We start from the raw sequence: 17481 nt of genomic DNA on the forward strand, positions 1-17481 counted from the left end.
GCAAGGGGGAAACCGGGTCGGGGTCAGAGGGCCGTGCGGCCCACCTTGTCGATGCGGGTCCACACGGACTGCCAGGCGGCGCGGGCCTCCGTGCGCTTCAGCAGCTCGTGTTCGGCGATGCGGCCGGCGATGAAGCCGATCTCGCCGTCGGCGGTGGGCAGGAGGCCGCGCACCTTCTCGGCGGCGATCACGGCGTCCTGGTGGTCGCCGAGCACGGTCTGCAGTTTGCGGGCGGCTTTCACCAGTGAGGAGAGCTCGGCGGCCTGCTTCTTCTTCGCCGACGAGCGCGCCATCTCCGCGGTGTAGCGGAGCTTCTTGCCGTGGATGCGCAGGGCGTGCAGGTCGTCGTCCGGGGGATCGGCGGGCAGGGCGGCGACGGCCTTCGCGAGGCGGCGGTAGGGCTTGCGGACGTCGGTGGCGAGGCCGCCGGAGCCGACCGGCGTCGGGTCGATCTCGTGGTCCGGCACGCGCGTGAGCTGCGCCACGCTCTGCAGCAGTGCGGCGTAGCGGGCGCTCGACAAGGCGCGGGTCAACCGGCGGCGGGCGGAGGTGCGTTCGCTGACGAACTTCGACACCAGACGGCGCCCGGCGGGCTGGTCGCGCACCTCGAAGGTGGCGATGACGTCGCGCAGGTGGCCGATGAGCACGTCGTAGTCGCGCACTTCGCCGAGCGACTGGCCGAGCCAGCCGAGCTCGGCGCGCACCGGCTCGGCCGCGGCGCCGACGAGCGCGCCGGAAGTCTTCAGCACGCTGCGCATGCGCCGCAGGGTCACGCGCATCTGGTGCAGGTCTTCGGGATCCGCGCCGGAGCGGGTGCCGGGCTCGCGGGCGAGCAGCTCGCGCAGCTCGTTGTCGAGCTTGGCCCGGACGTGGGTGGCCGCCGGGTCCTGGGGGCCGGCTTTCGCGGGCTCGCCGGGCAGGCCGAGCTCGGCCGGGGTCGTCGGCTCAGGTGCGCGGCGGCGGGTCGAGGAGGGCAACGGTTCGGTGGTCACCACATGAATGGTAAGTGAACACGCAGGCAGACGGGACGTGACTTGTGACGAAAAAGGACGCGCCCAGGTCGGGCGCGTCCTTTTCGTGCCGAGAATCAGTTCGCGTGCAGCGCTTCGTTGAGCTCGATGCCCACGCCGGTGCGCGACACGACCTCCACCGCGCCCGTCGCCGAGTTGCGGCGGAACAGCGCGCCCGAGATGCCGGAGATCTCGCGGGCCTTCACCGTCTTGCCGTCGACGACGACCTTCGTGCCGGCCGTGATGTAGAGGCCGGCTTCGACCACGGAGTCGTCGCCCAGGGAGATCCCGACGCCGCCGTTGGCACCGATCAGGCAGCGCTCGCCGAGCGAGATCACTTCCTTGCCACCACCGGAAAGGGTGCCCATGATCGACGCGCCGCCGCCGACGTCGCTGCCGTCGCCCACGACCACGCCCGCCGAGATGCGGCCTTCGACCATCGACGCGCCGAGCGTGCCGGCGTTGAAGTTCACGAAGCCCTCGTGCATCACGGTCGTGCCGGACGCGAGGTGCGCGCCCAGGCGCACGCGGTCGGCGTCGGCGATGCGCACGCCCGTGGGCAGCACGTAGTCGACCATCCGCGGGAACTTGTCCACGCCGTACACGGTCACCGCGCCGCGCGAACGCAGCCGCAGCCGCGTCTGCTCGAAGCCTTCGACCGGGCACGGGCCGTGGCTCGTCCACACGACGTTGGCCAGCTTGCCGAAGATGCCGTCGAGGTTCTGCCCGTGGGGCCGCACCAGCCGGTGCGACAGCAGGTGCAGCCGCAGGTAGGTGTCGTACGTGTCGGCTGGGGCCGTGGCCAGGCTGCCGAGCGTGACGCGCACCGCCACGACCTCGACACCGCGGTCGGTGTCGGGTCCGAGCAGCGCGGCCGCGGCTTCACCGAGCAGCTCGGTGGTCTCCTCGGCCGACAGCCGCTCGGTGCCGCCGGTGCCGGTCTCGGTCAGCTTCGGGTGCGGGTACCACGTGTCCAGCACCGTCCCGTCGGAGGCGACGGTGGCCAGCCCGACGCCGACGGCGCCGGTCGTTTCGGGGTCAGGGGTCTGCTCGCTCACGCCGGTCACGGTAGTCGAGCGACGCGGCTCAACCCGTGGTGGCCTGCTGGTTCACGAGCTTCTTCACCGACGTGAGCGCGCCCGAGATGGTCACAAGCGCCTCCGTGCAGGGGCCGCCGGCGGTGGGCACGGTGGTGCAGCCCGCCCCGCGGAACGCGCCCACGCCCTGGTCGAGCGCGGCCGCCGCGTGGTCGAGCGCCACGTCGAGGGTCTTGCCGGCCGCCGCGCGCTCGTGCACGGAGGCGGCGGTGCCGCTGACCTCCGTGACGTACTTCTCGCAGCCCTTCGGCAGCTGCGTCTGCGGGCTCGCGTAGCAGGCGTCCGCGGACAGCGCGTCGAGCTTGATCGGCAGGGCGTCGGGACCCGGCGTGCCGGGGTTCGGGCCGGGCGTGGGGCCCGCCTCGGAACCGCAGCCGGCCAGGGTCAGGGCGAGGAGGACGCCGCCGAGAGCGACCAGGGAGCTTCGCGTGCGCACGTCCCTCACGGTAGCCCTCGCGCCCGGTCGGTACGGTGCCGGTATGACCTCGCTGGACCTGCGTGCCGACCCCGCCGACCTCACCGCCGCTCTCGTCGACGCGTTCAGCGTCTCCGGTGAGGAGGCGAAGCTCGCGGACGCGGTGCAGGCCGCGCTCACCGAGCAGGCGCCACACCTCGAGGTGATCCGCAACGGCGACGCGGTGCTCGCGCGCACGCGGCTGGGCCGGGCCTCGCGCGTGATCCTCGCCGGGCACCTCGACACCGTGCCCGAAAACGCCAACCTCCCGTCGCACCGCACCGGCTCCGGCGACGACGAGCTGCTCCACGGCCTCGGCTCGGTCGACATGAAGGGCGGCGACGCGGTGTTCCTGCACCTGGCCGCCACACTGCCCGAGCCCCGCCACGACGTCACGTTCGTCTTCTACGACAACGAAGAGGTCGAGGCGGTCAAGAACGGTCTCGGCCGCATCGAGCGCGAGCTGCCCGAGTGGCTCGCCGGCGACCTGGCCGTGGTCGGCGAACCGTCCAACGGCGTGATCGAGGCCGGCTGCCAGGGCACGCTGCGCGTCGAGATCCGCACCAGCGGCACCCGCGCCCACACCGCCCGCGCGTGGATGGGCGAGAACGCGATCCACGCGCTGGCCGAGCCTCTGCGCCGCCTCGCCGAGTACTCGCCCCGCGTGGTCGACATCGACGGCCTCACCTACCGCGAGGGCCTGCAGGCCACGAAGATCTCCGGCGGCGTGGCCGGCAACGTCGTGCCCGACGCCGCCGTGCTCACCGTCAACTTCCGCTTCGCCCCGGACCGCAACCCGGCCGCCGCCGAAGCCCACGTGCGTGAGGTCTTCGACGGCTACGACGTCACGCTCACGGACCTCTCCCCGGGTGCGCTGCCCGGCCTCGCGGCCCCGGCCGCCGCCGAACTCGTGGCCGCCGCGGGCGGACGCGCCGCCGCGAAGCTCGGCTGGACCGACGTCGCGCGCTTCGCCGCCCTGGGCATGCCGGCGGTGAACTTCGGTCCCGGCAACCCGAGCCTGGCCCACACGCAGCAGGAACACGTCCACGTGGCCGAGATCCGCCAGGTCGCCGACGTGCTCCGCAAGTTCCTGGGCTGACAGCTACCGCGCTCCCACCGCGCCCCAATGCGGCATTGGTTGCGTCGAGCGCACCGAATTCCACATTGGGGGCGCTGGGCGCAACCAACGCCACATTGGGGTGGTCGCCGTGGCCGGGCGTTGGCTCAGGTGCCTGCGCGAACCGCCTGGATGTCCAGCTTGATCTCGATCGTCGAGCCCACCATCACCAGGCCCTTGGCCAGCGTCTGCTGCCAGTTGATCGTGAAGTCCTCGCGGTGCAGCTCGGTGGTGGCGATGGCGCCGAGGCGGTCGCCGTTCCAGGTGCGCAGGCCGAGGTAGCCGGCGTCGAGGCGGACGCCGCGGCTGGCGCCGTGGAGGTTGAGGGTGCCGTCGATGCTCCAGCGGTCTCCGGGCACGCGGCGGAAGCGGTGGCCGTGGAAGCGGATCTGCGGGAAGCGGAGCACGTCGAGGAAGTCGGGGGAGCGCAGGTGCTCGTCGCGCTTGTCGGCGGAGGTGTCGATGCTCCCGGCTTCGATCACGACCTCCACGGTCGAGTCCTCGATCTGCTTGCCGACGACGATGCTGCCCTGGAAGCTCCGGAACCGGCCGTGGACCTCCGAAAGCCCGATGTGCCGGGCGATGAAGCGGATCGACGTGTGGTCCGGGTCGAGCACCCATTCGCCCGGGTCAGGCAGCTGGTGGTCCTCGTCCGGCACCAGCCGCAGGTCCTCGAGCGAGGTGTGGTCACCGCTCGCGACCTCGACGGTGCGGCTCTCCGCCCGGTAGCCGCCCGCGCTCACCGTCACCGCGTACGTGCCGGCCGACAACGTGCTCACCGCCAGGCCGAACTCGTCCGCGACCACCCTCGTCTGGCGCTGGGTGCGCTTGTGCAGCATCACCATCTGCGTACCGGGCAGGGGGTGGCCGTTCTCGTCACCGACCCGCACGCTCAGCAGGCCGGCCTCGGCGTTGAACGTGACGGGGCCACCCCGTTGGCCGGTTCCGCGCTTGCGCCCGAACACGTCTTCTCCTCTGCTCGACTTTTGTCCGGGGGACGTTATCAGCGCGGTCAACGGTCACCGGATGTGTTGGGCCACAGCCGATGCGGTAGCGGGAGCGGTGCCGGGGCCGAAACACCAGGCCCCGGCACCGGAGGTCACCGTCCTTCGAGCGAGCGGACGTTGTCGCCGAAGGTCCAGTTCTTCGAGCCGTCCCAGTTGATCGACCAGGTCATCAGGCCCTTTACGCCCGAAACGCCGCGGTAGGCCTGCGACACGAGGCTCGGCGCCATGTACCCGCCGCCGGCGCCCTGCTGCGCGGGCAGCCCGGGCACCTGCTTGTCGAGCGGCACCTTCACCGTGGTGCCCTGCACGACCAGGCCCTTCGCCAGGCAGTTCGTCTGCGCGGTGAAGCCCTGCACGGTGCCGGCTTCGTAGGAGTCACCCGAGCAGCCGTACATGGACCCGTTGTAGTACTGCATGTTCAGCCACCACAGCCGGCCGTTGTCGGCGTACTTCTTGATGATCGGCAGGTACGAGCCCCAGATCGAGCCGTAGGTGATGCTGCCGCCGGTCACGTACGCGGTTTCGGGCGCCATCGTGAGGCCGAAGTTCGACGGCATCTGCGCGAGCACGCCGTCGATGATGCGGATGAGGTTCGACTGCGAGGCCGAGAGCGAGGTGATGTTCCCGCTGCCGGTCAGGCCCGTCTCGATGTCGATGTCGATGCCGTCGAAGTTGTACTTCTTGAGGATCGGCACGATCGTGCTCACGAACTTGTTCGCCACCGTGGCCGACGACAGGTCGATGCCCGCCGCCGCGCCGCCGATGGACATCAGGATCGTGGCGCCCGAGGCCTTCGCGGCGCACATGTCGGCCGGGGTCGCCACCTTCACGCCGGCGTCCATGCCGTCTTCCCACAGCACCGTGCCGTCGGAGCGGATCACGGGGAACGCCGCGTTGATCACGTTGTAGCCGTGGGACTTGATGCGCGCGTCGGTGATCGGCACCCAGCCGAGGCCCGGGTGCACGCCGTTGGCGGCGCCGTCCCAGTTCTCCCAGTAACCCTGCAGCACCTTGCCGGCGGGCTTCGACTTCACCGCGCACGTGTCGGCCTGCACCGAGTGCGCCGAAGCGTTCGCGGGGGTGAGCCCACTCACCGGAAGCGCGAGTGCGGCGGCCAGCACCGCTGCGAAAATTCGTGACCTGCGACCGAACATCCCGGCTCCCGTCTCGCGACAACGTTGTCCCAGCACGCGGCGTTCCGGTGAACGGTAGGCGCGGCGGTGATCGGTTGACTACCGACGAACGGGTGGTCTAGACAAATAGGTGGTCTGGACAAGGAGACCGGGGGTGGCGGCGCCGCGCCGCCACCCCCGGCCCGTTCTCACGTGGTCGCCAGCTGCCAGACCGCGTAGCCGATCGCGTCGCTGTTGCGTTCCAGCGGCGCGTCCGGGATGTTCGCGACGGTGTCGCACGCGCGGTGGTAGCAGTTGTCGAACGCCGCGCCTGCCGTGCCGCCCCACTTGCGTTGCTGCGCAGTGGTCTTCACGTCACCCGCGCCCGTGGCGAGGCCGCCGACGGGAATCCCCGCGCTCTTGAACGACGCGTGGTCCGAGCGGCCGTCGCCTTCGCGGTCGCCCTCGGTCTGAATGCCGACGGACGCGAAGTAACGGTCGAACACGGTCTTGAGCGAAGCCACGTCGTCGTAGACGAAGTAGCCCCAGTTCTTCGACCCGATCATGTCGAAGTTGAGGTACGCCGTGATCTTGGCGCGCTCGGCCGAAGACAGGCTGTTCACGTAGAACTTCGAGCCCCGCATGCCCGACTCCTCGTCGGCCCACCACGCGAACCGCACGCGCTGGGCCATCGCCGGGTTCGTGCGGGCCAGCGTGAGCGCGACCTCGAGGATCGACGCGCTGCCGGATCCGTTGTCGTTGATGCCCGGCCCGGCGCTCACGCTGTCGAGGTGCGCACCCAGCATGAGCACCCGGTTCGCGTCACCCTGCGGCCACTCGGCCACGAGGTTCTGCGTGCGCCCGGCGCAGCTCGTGCACGTCTGGCGCCTCACGGTGTAGCCGGCGGCTCGCAGCTTTCCCTCCACATAGGACACCGAAGCCGCGTAACCACCACTGGCCGACCGGTTGCCGCCGTTCTGCCGGGCGATGGTCTCCAGCTGGCCGAGGTGCGCCTTGATGTTGGCCAGCGAGATGTCCGGCGCCACGGCGGCCGAAGGACTGGCCGCCGCGACCGTCGGCTGTCCGAGCGAACCGCACGCGAACGCCAGCGTCGCCAGGCCCGCCACGGCTTTCTTCTTCCACAACACGGGTTTTCTCCTTTCCGACGAACGAGCTAGACGATGAGCGACCAGGAGTCGATCCGGCCGGTGTCGACGCGCGCGACGTCTCGCGCGCGCAGCTGCCAGGTGCCGTCGGCGGCTTCGGCCGAGGCGTTCACGGTGTAGGTGGTGTTGATGTTGTCGCTCGAGTCGCTGCCGGAGTTCTTCAGTCGGTACGCCGTGCCGTCCGGCGCGACGAGGTCGAGCACGAGGTCACCGACGTAGGTGTGCACGATGTGCACCTCGACCCGCGTGGTCGCCGAGGCACTGCGGGCGCAGCCCGCCACGGTGACGCTGCTGGCCACGGTCGCGCCGGCGTCGGGGATCGCGACGTCGGTGCCGTTGGTCACCGCGGCGCAGTCGGTCGGTGGGGTGGTGGTGCCGCAGCTCGTGGGCTCGCCGGCCGCCGCGGGCACGCTCACCGCGTCCCAGGCCGCCTTCACGGTGGTGAACTCCGTGCAGCTGCTGGGGTAGAGCGCGAGCGCCGTCTCCAGCGTCGCCTTGCGCACGGCCCGGTGGTTCCACGACGAGGTCTTCTTCAGCAGGGCGTTGTAGAAGATCGTGCCCGCCTTCTGGATGCCGAGCCCGGTCACGCTGCTGCCGTTGCACGTCGGGCTCGCGGGCTTGCCGGCGGGCGCGGAACCCTCGGCGAGCAGGTAGAACCAGTGGTTCTGCGGGCCCGCGGCGGCGTGCACCTCGGGCGGCAGCGACGTGGAGTAGCAGTTGGGGTCGCGCACCAGCGACGGGTTGTACAGGTAGCGGATCGGGCCCTGGCCGTTGAGGTTCACGCCTTCGCCGACCTCGTAGTCGGGCCGGTCGTTCGGGTTGTTCGCGTACGCCTCGGTGAGCGCCCCGAAGATGTCGCCGGTCGACTCGTTCAGCCCGCCGTTCTCGATGCTGCCGCCGGCACCGCCCGGGGTCGTCTGGAAGATGCCGTGACCGAACTCGTGGCCGACGACGTCCATCGACGTGGCCTGGCGCTGGTTGTCCGCCGAGTGCCCGAAGTGCGTGGACCGCCCGTCCCAGCCGGCGTTCACGTCGTTCAGCCCGACCGAGGCCGGGTAGCCGCCGCCGGTGCCGTTGATGCCGTTGCGGCCCAGCCAGTCGCGCAGCATGGTCCACTCGGTCTGCACGCTGTAGAGCACATCGACACACGCGGTTTCGAGGTCGGTGCCGCTGCCGTTGCCCCAGCTGTCGTCGGGGCCGGTGAACACCGAGCCGCCCTCGCGGCCGCAGCTGATGCCGGTGCGGCCGGGGTCGCGCATCGAGAACGACGAGCCGGAGCCGGTGGTGTCGATGCTGACGTTGCCGGCGTAGAAGCTGTTGCCGGCGGCCAGCGGAGCCGCCGCCGCGCGGGCCTCGCGGTCGGCTGCCGGGGCCTCGGACTTCCAGTCGTCACGCTGGTCGAGCACGGCGCCGGTGGCGGCGTCCACGAACACGTGCAGGCTGCTCGGCGCCTTCGCGGTGCGGCCGGTGACCACCACCTCGTAGGCGAGCTTCGGCTGCCGGCCCGCCAGCACGACGAGGTCCGGCTTGGCCACACCGTCCACTGTGGGCAGTTGACGGCGCGCGGTGTCGGCCGCGCGGGCGGCGTCGAGCGCCGCGGTGGTCGGCACCGCGAGCGGCGCGGTGTCGGCGGCCGTGGTGTCGCGGACGCGGCCGGTGCCGTCGGCGACCACCACGGCGTCGCCGCCGATCACGCGCAGGCCGTGGTAGGTGCGTTCGTAGGCGCTGTAGTAGAGCCCGGCCGCGCCGGCGGTGGTGCCCACGCGGTGGAACGCCTCCTCGACGCTCGAGCGCAGCGCGCCGAGGCTCGCGGCCTGGTCGGACGCGGTGGCTGCGAGGCTCAGGGGGTCGGCCGGTGGTGGCGCGGCCGCCGCGGTGGAGGTGGCGGCCGGGATGGTGAGCGCGGACAGGACGAGCCCGGCCGTGGCCAGGCTCGTGGTGATCCCTCTTCTGCCGGTCATCGTGTTCCCTTCGGGGACTCGAGGAGCTTCAGGGACTTCGGGGACGGGGTGATCACCGTGAGTAAAGGAGTGGTCACAGGTCCGGTCAATGCGCCGAACGGCCCAGTGATTCATTACCCGAGCATTAATCAACCGCGAAAAACCCTTGAACATCAGGGCGTTTCCCGGTCCCCGGCACCGGGCCCGACTTTCGTCGGGACTTGCCGTGAACGGGCCGTTGGTAGGTGTGGACCGGTGGTCCACAAGAGACCGTTCACCTCGCCGTCACCGGCGTCGCCCGATGGTGGCGACGCTGGGGTTCTGCCTGGCGGGAGGGCCCGTAGGCTTGGGTGGTGAGCGAACAGTCTGAGTTTCCGGACGGCCAGTACCCCGAGCGCCCGGTGGAGCGGCACAAGGGTCCGGTCGTGCTGCGGCGCGACCGGCGTGACCAGGGCAGCACCACCGATCAGCGCCTCCTGGACGCGCGCGGCCCGAGCGACTGGGTGCACACCGACCCGTGGCGCGTGCTGCGCATCCAGGCCGAGTTCGTGGAGGGCTTCGGCGCGCTGGCCGAGGTGCCGCGCGCGGTGACCGTGTTCGGCTCTGCGCGGACCAAGCGCGACGAGCCCGAGTACGAATTGGGCCGCAAGATCGGTGGCGCGCTCGCCGAAGCCGGCTTCGCCGTGATCACCGGCGGTGGCCCGGGCGCGATGGAGGCCGTGAACCGTGGCGCGAACGAGGCCGGCGGCTTCTCCGTGGGCCTCGGGATCGAGCTGCCGTTCGAGCAGGGCCTGAACCCGTGGGTCGACCTCGGCGTGAACTTCCGCTACTTCTTCGCGCGCAAGACGATGTTCATCAAGTATTCCCAGGCCTTCATCTGCCTGCCCGGCGGCTTCGGCACGCTCGACGAGCTGTTCGAGGCGCTGGTGCTGGTCCAGACCAAGAAGGTCACGAAGTTCCCGGTGGTGCTGTTCGGCACCGAGTACTGGGGCGGGCTCTACGACTGGATCTCGAAGTCGGTGCTCGACGGCGGCAAGATCAGCGCGAAGGATCTCGACCTGCTGCACCTCACCGACGACATCGACGACGCCGTGCGCGTGGTCGAGGACTCGTACCAGGCCTGGGAGGACACCCACTGATGAGCTCGGTGCGCCGGATCTGTGTGTTCTGCGGATCGTCGATGGGCTTCTCCCCGGTGTACGCGGAAGCTGCCGCCGCGCTGGGCAAACTGCTGGCCCAGCGCGGGATCGGCCTCGTGTACGGCGGGGCGAGCGTGGGCACGATGGGCGCGGTCGCCGACGCCGCGCTCGCCGCGGGTGGTGAGGTGATCGGCGTGATCCCCGAGGCGCTGTCCAGTGTGGAGATCGCGCACGCGGGCCTCACCGAGCTGCACGTGGTGCCCGACATGCACCAGCGCAAGGCCAAGATGGCGGCGCTGTCCGACGGGTTCCTCGCGCTGCCCGGCGGCGCGGGCACGCTGGAAGAGCTCTTCGAGGTCTGGACCTGGGCGCAGCTCGGCCTGCACGCCAAGCCGATCGGCCTCGTCGATGTCGCCGGGTACTACAGCGGGCTGGTGTCCTTCGCCGACCACATGGTCACCGAAGGCTTCCTGGGCGCCGGCTACCGCGACCTGCTGCTGGTGGACGCCGACGCGTCGACGCTGCTCGACCAGTTCACCGAGTACACCCCGCCGGCTCCGCCGAAGTGGGACTGACGCTCAGGCGGCGCCTTCGCTCGGCCGCTTGTGGTAGGTGTCCACGTACTCCTGGCCGGACAGCTCGAGGATCGCGTACATGACCTCGTCGGTCACGGAGCGGCGGATCGCCGACGACGAGTCCTGCCCCTCGTAGCGGGAAAAGTCGAGCGGGGTGCCGAACTTGACCTTGATCGGGCACACGCGGGGGATCTTCGAGCCGTCCGGCTGGATGCCCTCGGTGCCCGACAGGGCCACCGGCACCACCTTCGCGCCGGTGGAGAGCGCCAGCGCCGCGACCCCCGTGTGCCCGCGGTAGAGCCGGCCGTCGAGCGAGCGCGTGCCCTCGGGGTAGATGGCGAACACGCCACCGCTCTCGAGCACGCGCCGGCCGGCTTCGAGCGCGGCGAGCCCGGCCGAGGCGCTGCCGCGCTCCACCGGGATGTAGCCGAGCGCGTCGAGCGAGTTGGCGATGAACCGGCCCTTGAGGCCGGTGCCGGTGAAGTACTCCGCCTTGCTCAGGAACATGACCTTGCGCGGCGTGGTGAAGGTGATCACGCCGGTGTCCAGCGCCGCCCGGTGGTTGGCCGCGATCAGCACCGGTCCGTCGGCCGGCACGTTCTCCAGCCCCTCGACCTCGGGGCGGTAGATCGCGCGGACCAGCGGGCCGAGCACGAAACGCAAGAGCAGGGGCAGCAAGGGGTCTCCCTCCGGTGAACAGGTCGGTGCGACCAGCATGGCACGATCGGCCGATGAGCTGGTTCGAACGTCGCACCTGGCAGGAGCCGGGGTGGACGCCCGCCGACATCTTCGCGGCCAAGCGTGGCCGCACGGTTTCGGTGGTGCTTCCGGCACTGGACGAAGAGCGAACGGTGGGTGACGTCGTGGCGTCGGTGCGGCCGTTGCTCGGCACCGTGGTCGACGAACTCGTGGTGGTCGACTCCGGCTCGACCGACGCGACGGCCGAGGTCGCCGCCGCGGCCGGCGCGCGCGTGGTGCACCGCGAAGACGTGCTGCCGGACGTGCCGCCGCGGCCCGGCAAGGGTGAGGTGCTGTGGCGCTCGCTGGCCGCGACGACCGGTGACCTCGTGGTGTTCCTCGACTCCGACCTGGTGGACCCCGACCCGGCGTTCGTGCCCGCACTACTCGGGCCGCTGCTCACCGAACCCGGGGTGCACCTGGTCAAGGGTTTCTACCGGCGCCCGCTGCGGCTGGAGAGCAGCGGTGGCGGCCGCGTGACGGAGCTGCTCGCGCGGCCGGTGCTGTCCGCGCTGCGCCCGGCGCTCGGCGAGCTCGTGCAGCCGCTCGGCGGCGAGTACGCGGGCACCCGCGAGTTCTTCGAGTCGGTGCCCTTCGCCGGCGGCTACGGCGTGGAGATCGGGCTGCTGCTCGACGCCGAGCAGCGCTACGGCCTCGACGGGCTCGCCCAGGTGAACCTCGGCGTGCGCAAGCACCGCAACCGCTCGTTGCTGCAGCTGGGCGTGATGGCGCGCCAGATCCTCGGCACGGCGCTGGCCCGCTGCGGCGTGCCGACCGACGAGGAAGCCCGGCTCACGCAGTTCGTGCAGGTGTCGGGGGAGTGGCTGCCCGACGTCAGCGAGATCCCGGTGCGGGACCGGCCGCCGATGGCTCAGGTGCTGGCCGACCGTCCTCGAGGCTGAGCACGCGGTCGAACCCGGCCAGGTGCTCGGGCCGGTGGGTCACGAGCACGACAGTTCCCCGTGCGTTCGCCAGCACGCGCGCGAGGACTTCGTCGCCGTGGGCTTCGTCGAGGCTCTCCACGGGTTCGTCGAGCACGAGCACCGGCGGCGCGGCGAGCACCGCGCGGGCGAGCACCAGCCGTTGGCGCTGGCCGCCGGAGAGCGTGGTGGCGTCGCGGTCCAGCGGCACGTCGAGGTCGGTCACGGCGCAGGCGGCGTGCAGCTCGTCGTCGGTCGCTTTCGGGGTGGCCACGAGGAGGTTCTCGCGCACGGTGGTGGTGAACACGTGGGCGTCGGCGAGCGCGCCGGAAACCACCTGCGGGCTGGGGCCGTCGATCGGCTGACCGTCCACTGTGGCCTGACCGGAGGTCGGCGCGGTGAAGCCGAGCAGCACGTGCAGCAGCGTGGTTTTCCCGGCGCCGGACGGGCCGAGCACGCCGAGCCGCGTGCCGGGTGGCAGGTCGAGGTCGAGGCCCGCCAGCGCCGCCGGCCGGTTCGGGTACCGGACGGTGACGTTGGTCAGTTTCAGATGACCAGGCCCGCGGTGTTCCGGCGCCTCGGGCGGGGTGGTGGCCAGCAGCTCACGCACGCGCCGCAGCGAGGTGCGCAGCTCCGGCGCCCGCTGAGCCGCGGCCGTGAGCGGCAGGACGAGCTCGAACAACGCCAGCACCACCAGCGTCAACGCGGCGGTGACCGGGAGGCTCGCGCCGGCCAGCAGTGCCACCGCCGCGGTGGTGGCGAGTTGGACCAGCACGCCCGCCGCCGTCAGCACCGAAAGCCTGGTGGAGACCCCGCGAGCGCGGGCGGCGATCCCGTCGACCACCGCGGCGGCGGCCGCCGTGACCCGTGGTTCGGCGCCGTAGGCCACCAGCTCCTGGCGGCCGGTGACCAGCTCGACCGTGCGTTCGGCCAGCTCCTGGCGCGCCGGGGAGATGAGGGCTTGGCTCTTCGCCGTGACGCGCGCGGCCAGCCACGGCAGCAGCGCACCGGCGACGAGCAGCCCGGCCACGAGGACCGTGGCGGCCGGAAGGCTCACGAACGTCGTGAGCACCGCCGTCGCGAGGCCCACCGTGCCCGCCACCACGGCCGGCAGCGCCAGCCGCAGCACGGCGTCCTGAACCGCGTCCACATCGGACACCAGCCGGGTCACGAGGTCGGCGCCGGAGTGCTCGGTGACCCGCCGCGGCACGAGCGCTTCGTAGACCCGGGCGCGCAGTGTACCGAGGTAACGCAGCACGACCTCGTGGCCGGCGAGCCGCTCGGCGTAGCGCAAACCACCACGGGCCAGCGCGAAAACTCGCACCGCCACGATCGCGACGGTGAGCGCGGCGAGCGGCGGCTGCTCGGCGGCCCGCATCAGCAGCCAGGCCGCCGTGCCGGTGAGGGCCAGGCCGGAGACCTCGGCCCCGGCCGCGAGCAGCGCGGCCCGCAGCACTCGGGCGACGTTCATCGGACCCCCAGGGGAACTCGGCCGCTCACGAGCGGGACGGTTCTCGTCGCAGCGGCGACCAGCGCGGGGTGGTGCGCCACGAACAGCGCGGTGCGCCCGGGCAGGAGGGCCCGCGTGCCGTCGAGCACGGCCTGTTCGGTGCGGCGGTCGAGCCGCGCGGTGGGCTCGTCGAGCAGCACGAGCCCAGCGTCGGTGCGGGCGAGCGCGCGGGCGAGGCCGACGCGTTGCCGTTGCCCCGCCGACAATCCGGCGCCCAGCTCGCCGATGCGGGTCGCGTGTCCCTCGGGCAGCTCGGCGATCACGTCCTCGAGTGAGGCGGCGCGGGCCGCAGACCGGACATCGCCGGCCGAGCCGAGGGTGATGTTCTCCGCGACGGTGCCGCTGAAGAACGTCGGCCGCTGCGGCAGCCACGCCGTGTCCCGCAGCCAGGCCGCGTGGTCGAGCTCGCGCAGGTCGACGCCGTCCACCAGCACTTTTCCTTCGGACGGCTCGACGAACCCGAGCAGCACGGCCAGCAGCGTCGACTTGCCGGAGCCGCTGGGGCCGGTGATCGCGACGTGCTCACCGCGGCCCACCACCAGGTCCACTTCGGACAGTGCGGCGACCTCGCCGTAGTGCACGGAAACCCCGCGGAACTCGATCTCCGGCGGCCCCACCGGCCGGGTCGCCGTTCCTCCTCGGCGAGCGCGCAGGGGCGTGGCCAGGGCTTCACGCAACGCGGTGAGCCCCTCGGCCGCCGCGTGGAACTTCGCGCCCAACGCGCGCAACGGCAGGTAGGCCTCGGGTGCGAGCACCAGCACGAGCATCGCCGTGTGCGCGGTGAGCGAGCCGTTGAGCAGCCGGAACCCGATGGGCACGGCGATGAGCGCGATCGAGAGCGTCGCCACCAGTTCCAGCACCAGCGACGACAGGAACGCGACGCGCAGCGTGCCCAGCGTCGCGTCGGCGTGGGCGTCGGCCATCAGGCGCACGTGCTGGGCCTGCGCGCGGGCGCGGCCGAAGAGCTTCAGCGTCGGCAGGCCCCGCACGGCGTCGAGGAAGTGGCCGCCGAGGCGGGTCAGCAGCGCCCACTGCCGTTCGGTGCGCGCCTTCGCCCGGGCGCCGACCAGCGCGGCGAACACCGGGATCAGCGGCAGCGTGGCCACCACGATCAGCGCCGACGTGAGGTCCGCGGAGAACAGCAGCACCACCACGGCCACCGGCACGAGCACCGACGCCACGAGTGCCGGCAGATATCCGGTGAGGTACGCCGTGGTCGCGTCGACGCCGCGGGTCACCTGCGTGGTGACCACCCCGGCGTCGGCGCTCGACCCGAGCAGTCGGAGCCGGAGCCCGGCCTGCGCTCCCGCGGCGAACCGCCCCGTGACCACCCCCAAGGCGAGCGTGAGCGGCACCCGCAGGGCCACGGCGACGATCAGCGCGAGCCCCACTCCACCACCGGTGAGCAGCGTCGCGAGGCCTTCGGCCTGCACGAGGACGACACCGGCGCTCAGCGCGCCGAACAGTCCGAGCACGACCAGGTACCGGCGCAAGCCGGGCAACGACGGCATTTCGGTTCCCCTTCTAGAAGTGCAGCAACGACTGCCGGTCGACCGGCGCGCGGTTCACGCGCCAGGTGAGCCACTGCACCACGATCAGCACCACGAGGACGGGCACGGCGAACCACCCCAGCAGCGCCGCGGTCTCCGGTGCCGTGGCGGCGTCGGACACGGTCAGCGCGTACGACGGGTCCGAGGTGGACACCAGGATCGTCGGGAAGCGCAGCGTGCCCACGAGCAACGCCGGGGTCGCCGACAGCAGCATGGCCGCGGGCAGCGCGAGCCGGTACCGCTTGGTGCGCAGTCCGAAGAGGACGGTGCCGAACGCGGCGAAGGCCACCGCCGTGACCACGATCGCGGCCCACGAGATCCCCGACACCGTGAGCGCGCCCCACGCCGTGGCGATCACGACGAACGTGCCGACCGGGGCGCTGAACGTGCGCGCGAACCGCGCCGCGCGGCCCGTGAGCTCGGCCGGCCCGCGCACGGCGAGGAACACCGAGGCCTGCAGCCCGAACAACGCCACGAACCCCAGCCCCCACACCACGGCGTACGGGTCGAAGAGCGCGAGTACGTCGTCGACCGGGTTGCCCTGGGCGTCCACCGGCAGGCCGCGCACGAGGTTGCCGAGGAACAGCCCCCACGCCAGCGTGGTCACGAGCGCGCCCGCCGTGATGCCGAACGACCACGGGCCGCGGCGCGCGTCGGGCCGGCGGCTGCGCAGCTGCACCGACGCGGTGAACGTGACCAGCCCGAGCAGCAGCGCCACCACCAGCACGTACGCGCCGGCGAACACGCGGCCCTCCAGGTGCGGGAACACGCCGAACAGCAGGCCGACGGCGGCGATCAGCCACACCTCGTTGGCCAGGAAAAACGGACCGAGCGCGCCGAGGGCCCGCCGTTGCCGCGCTTCGTCGCGGCCGAGGCCCGGCAGCAGGAAACCGACGCCGTAGTCGTAGCCGGCCAGCGCGAAGTAGCCGCCGAGCAGCAGCCCGAGCACACCCCACCAGATGGTCGTCATCGTCAGACTCCGCTCAGCACGGGAAGTTCGGGCTCGACGGGCGCTTCTTCCGGTTCGGGCCCGCGCCGCGCGATGCGGGAGAGCAGCACCCAGTCGGCCACGGCGAGCGCGGCGAAGAGCAGGCCGAACGCGATGAAGGAGAACAGGACCTGGCCACCGGGCACGTCGGCGACCGCGTCGGCCGTGCGCAGCCGGCCCCAGATCAGCCACGGCTGCCGGCCCAGCTCACGCACGAGCCAGCCGCAGATCGCGGCCACGAACGGTAGCGCGATCGCCGGCACCATCAGGTAGTGCAGGAACCGCGCCCGCATCAACCAGCCGCGGATCAGCAGGATCGTGCCGATGAGCGAGCACAGCAGCGCGACGAACCCGATGCCGATCATGATCGCCAGCGGCACGCCAACGGTGCTCTCGCCGAGCTTGTCCGGCTGGTACATCGCCAGCTCGCCGAACTGCTCGAAACCCTGGTTGATCGTGACGATGCTGCCGACCAGCGCGGTGACCACGCCGATGCGCATCGAGCGCGAGAAGAAGTCGACCTCGCCGGTGCGCTTGAGGAAGTGGTACGCGCACACGCCGGTCACGAAGAAGCCACCGGTCATCAGCGCGCCGCCGATCACGTGCGGCAGCGAAGCCACCAGCGCCGGGTTGGTGAGCAGCGCGCCGAAGTCGTCGAGGTGCAGTTGCCCGCCCTGCAGGTGGCTGCCGACCGGGTTCTGCAGGAACGAGTTGGCGACCATGATGAACAGCGCCGACGCGTACGCGGTGAGCGTGACCAGCCAGATCAGCGTCAGGTGCAGCCACTTGTTCATCCGGCCCCAGCCGAAGATCCACAATCCCAGGAAAGTGGACTCGAGGAAGAACGCCACCAGCGTCTCGATCGCGAGCGGCGCGCCGAATACGTCACCGGCGAATGCGGACAGCCCGGTCCAGGTGAGCCCGAACTGGAATTCCATCACGATTCCGGTGGCGATACCGAGCGCGTAATTGATCACGTACAGCCGGCCCCAGAACCGGGTCATCCGCGTGAGCTGCGGGGTGCCGCGGATCGTCGCCCGGGTCTGCATGATGGCCACCACGGTCACCAAGCCCAGCGTGAGCAGCACGAACAGGAAGTGGAACGACGTCGTGGTCGCGAACTGGAGTCTCGCGATGGGTAGGGGGTCCATGGCGAGC

General features: G+C 71.6%; 16 protein-coding genes. 4 read left to right on the plus strand and 12 right to left on the minus strand.

From position 1 onward, the window contains the following. Positions 1-23: 23 nt before the first annotated feature. From VSH64_RS42730 to VSH64_RS42740, 3 genes are all read right to left on the minus strand, one after another. On the minus strand, positions 24-992 hold the full coding sequence (locus tag VSH64_RS42730) for a CHAD domain-containing protein (RefSeq protein WP_326568412.1): 969 nt from the start codon (positions 990-992) through the stop codon (positions 24-26). A 95-nt stretch (positions 993-1087) separates the two neighbouring features. Continuing rightward, positions 1088-2068, minus strand: coding sequence for a 2,3,4,5-tetrahydropyridine-2,6-dicarboxylate N-succinyltransferase (dapD, locus tag VSH64_RS42735; RefSeq protein WP_326568413.1), 981 nt, complete (start codon positions 2066-2068; stop codon positions 1088-1090). Positions 2069-2096: 28 nt separating this feature from the next. Beyond that, positions 2097-2543, minus strand: a complete 447-nt coding sequence (locus tag VSH64_RS42740) for a hypothetical protein (protein ID WP_326568414.1) — start codon at positions 2541-2543, stop codon at positions 2097-2099. A 43-nt stretch (positions 2544-2586) separates the two neighbouring features. Between VSH64_RS42740 and dapE the strand changes: the two genes are divergently transcribed. Beyond that, positions 2587-3660 carry a succinyl-diaminopimelate desuccinylase gene (gene dapE, locus VSH64_RS42745; protein ID WP_326568415.1) on the plus strand — a complete coding sequence of 358 codons (1074 nt, stop codon included), beginning with the start codon at positions 2587-2589 and terminating at the stop codon, positions 3658-3660. A 125-nt stretch (positions 3661-3785) separates the two neighbouring features. Here the strand turns inward: dapE and VSH64_RS42750 are convergent, their stop codons facing one another. From VSH64_RS42750 to VSH64_RS42765, 4 genes are all read right to left on the minus strand, one after another. Next, positions 3786-4643, minus strand: a complete 858-nt coding sequence (locus VSH64_RS42750; protein ID WP_326568416.1) for a YceI family protein — start codon at positions 4641-4643, stop codon at positions 3786-3788. Between the two features lie 134 nt (positions 4644-4777). After that, positions 4778-5839: a chitinase gene (locus VSH64_RS42755; protein WP_326568417.1), complete on the minus strand. Its 1062-nt coding sequence runs from the start codon at positions 5837-5839 to the stop codon at positions 4778-4780. 167 nt (positions 5840-6006) lie between these two features. After that, positions 6007-6945 carry a M28 family metallopeptidase gene (locus tag VSH64_RS42760; RefSeq protein WP_326568418.1) on the minus strand — a complete coding sequence of 313 codons (939 nt, stop codon included), beginning with the start codon at positions 6943-6945 and terminating at the stop codon, positions 6007-6009. A gap of 26 nt (positions 6946-6971) precedes the next feature. Beyond that, positions 6972-8924, minus strand: coding sequence for a M4 family metallopeptidase (locus VSH64_RS42765; RefSeq protein WP_326568419.1), 1953 nt, complete (start codon positions 8922-8924; stop codon positions 6972-6974). Between the two features lie 332 nt (positions 8925-9256). Between VSH64_RS42765 and VSH64_RS42770 the strand changes: the two genes are divergently transcribed. Beyond that, the gene (locus VSH64_RS42770; protein ID WP_326568420.1) at positions 9257-10042 is read left to right on the plus strand and encodes an LOG family protein; all 786 of its coding nucleotides are present in this window, start codon (positions 9257-9259) and stop codon (positions 10040-10042) included. Further along, positions 10042-10617 (plus strand): LOG family protein, encoded by a 576-nt coding sequence (locus tag VSH64_RS42775; RefSeq protein WP_326568421.1) that lies wholly within the window; start codon positions 10042-10044, stop codon positions 10615-10617. The genes VSH64_RS42770 and VSH64_RS42775 overlap by 1 nt, the downstream gene beginning before the upstream one ends. 3 nt (positions 10618-10620) lie before the next feature. Here the strand turns inward: VSH64_RS42775 and VSH64_RS42780 are convergent, their stop codons facing one another. Next, entirely contained in the window at positions 10621-11295 is a 675-nt protein-coding gene (locus tag VSH64_RS42780) for a lysophospholipid acyltransferase family protein (RefSeq protein ID WP_326568422.1), read from the minus strand. Positions 11296-11348: 53 nt separating this feature from the next. Between VSH64_RS42780 and VSH64_RS42785 the strand changes: the two genes are divergently transcribed. Continuing rightward, positions 11349-12257 (plus strand): glucosyl-3-phosphoglycerate synthase, encoded by a 909-nt coding sequence (locus VSH64_RS42785; RefSeq protein ID WP_326568423.1) that lies wholly within the window; start codon positions 11349-11351, stop codon positions 12255-12257. On the opposite strand, the gene cydC is transcribed toward VSH64_RS42785, so the two are convergent. From cydC to VSH64_RS42805, 4 genes are read right to left on the minus strand one after another with little or no spacing between them, the layout of a single operon-like run. Next, positions 12190-13746: a thiol reductant ABC exporter subunit CydC gene (gene cydC, locus VSH64_RS42790; RefSeq protein ID WP_326568424.1), complete on the minus strand. Its 1557-nt coding sequence runs from the start codon at positions 13744-13746 to the stop codon at positions 12190-12192. The genes VSH64_RS42785 and cydC overlap by 68 nt on opposite strands. Next, positions 13743-15296 carry a thiol reductant ABC exporter subunit CydD gene (cydD, locus tag VSH64_RS42795; protein ID WP_326568425.1) on the minus strand — a complete coding sequence of 518 codons (1554 nt, stop codon included), beginning with the start codon at positions 15294-15296 and terminating at the stop codon, positions 13743-13745. The genes cydC and cydD overlap by 4 nt, the downstream gene beginning before the upstream one ends. Positions 15297-15309: 13 nt before the next feature. After that, positions 15310-16305 carry a cytochrome d ubiquinol oxidase subunit II gene (locus VSH64_RS42800; RefSeq protein ID WP_326568426.1) on the minus strand — a complete coding sequence of 332 codons (996 nt, stop codon included), beginning with the start codon at positions 16303-16305 and terminating at the stop codon, positions 15310-15312. 2 nt (positions 16306-16307) lie between these two features. Beyond that, the gene (locus VSH64_RS42805; RefSeq protein ID WP_326568427.1) at positions 16308-17474 is read right to left on the minus strand and encodes a cytochrome ubiquinol oxidase subunit I; all 1167 of its coding nucleotides are present in this window, start codon (positions 17472-17474) and stop codon (positions 16308-16310) included. Between the last annotated feature and the right edge of the window lie 7 nt (positions 17475-17481).

This window comes from Amycolatopsis rhabdoformis (assembly GCF_035918295.1).
GTDB lineage: Bacteria > Actinomycetota > Actinomycetes > Mycobacteriales > Pseudonocardiaceae > Amycolatopsis > Amycolatopsis rhabdoformis.

Excerpts from the sequence above, each read along its gene's own strand:
- VSH64_RS42785 (WP_326568423.1), top strand. The coding sequence starts at position 11,349 with ATGAGCTGGTTCGAACGTCGCACCTGGCAGGAGCCGGGGTGGACGCCC.
- dapE (WP_326568415.1), top strand. The coding sequence starts at position 2,587 with ATGACCTCGCTGGACCTGCGTGCCGACCCCGCCGACCTCACCGCCGCT.
- VSH64_RS42805 (WP_326568427.1), bottom strand. The coding sequence starts at position 17,474 with ATGGACCCCCTACCCATCGCGAGACTCCAGTTCGCGACCACGACGTCG.
- cydC (WP_326568424.1), bottom strand. The coding sequence starts at position 13,746 with ATGAACGTCGCCCGAGTGCTGCGGGCCGCGCTGCTCGCGGCCGGGGCC.
- VSH64_RS42800 (WP_326568426.1), bottom strand. The coding sequence starts at position 16,305 with ATGACGACCATCTGGTGGGGTGTGCTCGGGCTGCTGCTCGGCGGCTAC.
- cydD (WP_326568425.1), bottom strand. The coding sequence starts at position 15,296 with ATGCCGTCGTTGCCCGGCTTGCGCCGGTACCTGGTCGTGCTCGGACTG.
- VSH64_RS42765 (WP_326568419.1), bottom strand. The coding sequence starts at position 8,924 with ATGACCGGCAGAAGAGGGATCACCACGAGCCTGGCCACGGCCGGGCTC.
- VSH64_RS42755 (WP_326568417.1), bottom strand. The coding sequence starts at position 5,839 with ATGTTCGGTCGCAGGTCACGAATTTTCGCAGCGGTGCTGGCCGCCGCA.
- VSH64_RS42775 (WP_326568421.1), top strand. The coding sequence starts at position 10,042 with ATGAGCTCGGTGCGCCGGATCTGTGTGTTCTGCGGATCGTCGATGGGC.